Consider the following 1,580-nt stretch of genomic DNA (forward strand, 5'->3'; position numbering starts at 1 on the left):
ACAACGCTATGACCAGCGCTAATCAACTTCTTTACTGTCTCTGGCGTAGCAGCTACACGATTTTCACCGACGACAGTTTCGGTTGGGATTCCGATCTGCATGAGCGTTCCTCAAGCTAATTTCTCATTGTCAAAAACATTGCAACCCGCAATGTTTCCCCCATGTGTATTCTTTGTACAGAATTTGGATTCTAATTGAACTTTTTGAAAATACCACCCACTATTTATTTAATAAATACCCATATTTTGAACTGATGATTCACGATGTTTGACATGAGGTGTAATATAAGAGGATTTTTCTTTTTTTGCAGACAATAGTCTCTCTTATACAGTCCTGTATATGAAAATTTCTTTATCTTCGTTTCAAATTGGGTCTTTTTTTGCGCTTTGCTCTGCTTTTCTATTCAGCACAAAAGCGATTTTTATTAAACAAACTTATGCCCTTTCTCCATTAGTAGACGGTACAGTCCTGATGGCTTTACGGATGTTAAGCGCTTTACCGTTTTTTCTATTAATTTGCTGGTTCAATAGGCATCATAATCAGGACATAAAAAAGAAGGATTGGCTAATTTTAATTTTTGCCGGTCTATTAGGCTACTACTTTGCCAGCTGGCTCGATTTCATGGGCCTCATGTTTATTAGCGCTTCTTTAGAGCGAATCATCCTATTTTTATATCCCACACTTACCGTGATCGCTTCAAGTCTGCTCTACAAACAAAAATTAGATGTAAAAAGTTTATTCGCCATTTTTCTTAGTTATGGTGGAACCGTGTTAGTGATGCTGCAAGAGCACAACAATGCACCAATTCAGGGCAACTTTTGGCTCGGAACAAGTTTTGTATTTGCTAGCGCTGTAGCTTTTGCCGGTTATTTACTGCTGACTCCACCATTAATTAAAAAATTTGGTTCTTGGAATTTCACAGGTTTAGCTTTAACAGTTGCCTGTATAGGTACATTAACCCATTACACTTTAAGTAATTCTCACCCGTTTCAACTCCTATTACAACTTCCCTCAAGTGTAATTTGGTACGGGATTGGCTTAGGCTTTTTAGTCACTGTCTTACCTACCGTTATGCTTATGCAAAGCATTGAGCGATTAGGTGCCTCTCAATCTGCAATGATTGCTTCGATTGGACCCGTTTTAACGATTTTGCTTGCCGTTGCTTTTTTAAATGAACACCTAAATATATGGCAATGGGTCGGTTGTTTCCTCAATATAGTCGGCGTAATGATGATTACTTTAAGAAAGAAAAGACTAAAACACTAAATGCTCTTGACCTCAACTTAAGTTGAGGTTGGATACTCATCTAAATTTTATTAAACGGTTGAGTTCCATGAACAAAGAAATTTTTAAAATCATAAATCCTTCTACTTTATATGACCCAACACCTAACGCTTATAGTCATGTCGCTGTAGTAAGCAATTTTAACAATATTATTCATATTGCAGGTCAAGGTGGCGAAGACAAACAAGGTCAATTAAGTTCTCATTTCAGCGAACAAGTCCTACAAGCATTTGAAAATATTAACTATGCGTTAGTAGCTGCCAATGCAGAGCTTACGGATATCGCTGTTTTAAGAA

3 protein-coding genes are annotated in these 1,580 nt (G+C 37.2%); 2 read left to right on the plus strand and 1 reads right to left on the minus strand.

What is annotated here, in order from left to right; all coding sequences use genetic code 11:
* The coding region (locus tag VXQ92_RS17225) for a hypothetical protein (protein WP_416682644.1) at window positions 1–101 on the minus strand (101 nt) is incomplete at its 3' end.
* Between the two features lie 238 nt (window positions 102–339).
* Here VXQ92_RS17225 and VXQ92_RS17230 point away from each other — a divergent pair.
* Window positions 340–1,266 (plus strand): DMT family transporter, encoded by a 927-nt coding sequence (locus tag VXQ92_RS17230; protein WP_416682642.1) that lies wholly within the window; start codon window positions 340–342, stop codon window positions 1,264–1,266.
* Between the two features lie 67 nt (window positions 1,267–1,333).
* Window positions 1,334–1,580 (plus strand): RidA family protein (locus VXQ92_RS17235; RefSeq protein ID WP_416682643.1); only part of this gene is annotated, 247 nt, incomplete at its 3' end.

Source organism: Acinetobacter sp. 228 (assembly GCF_048147885.1).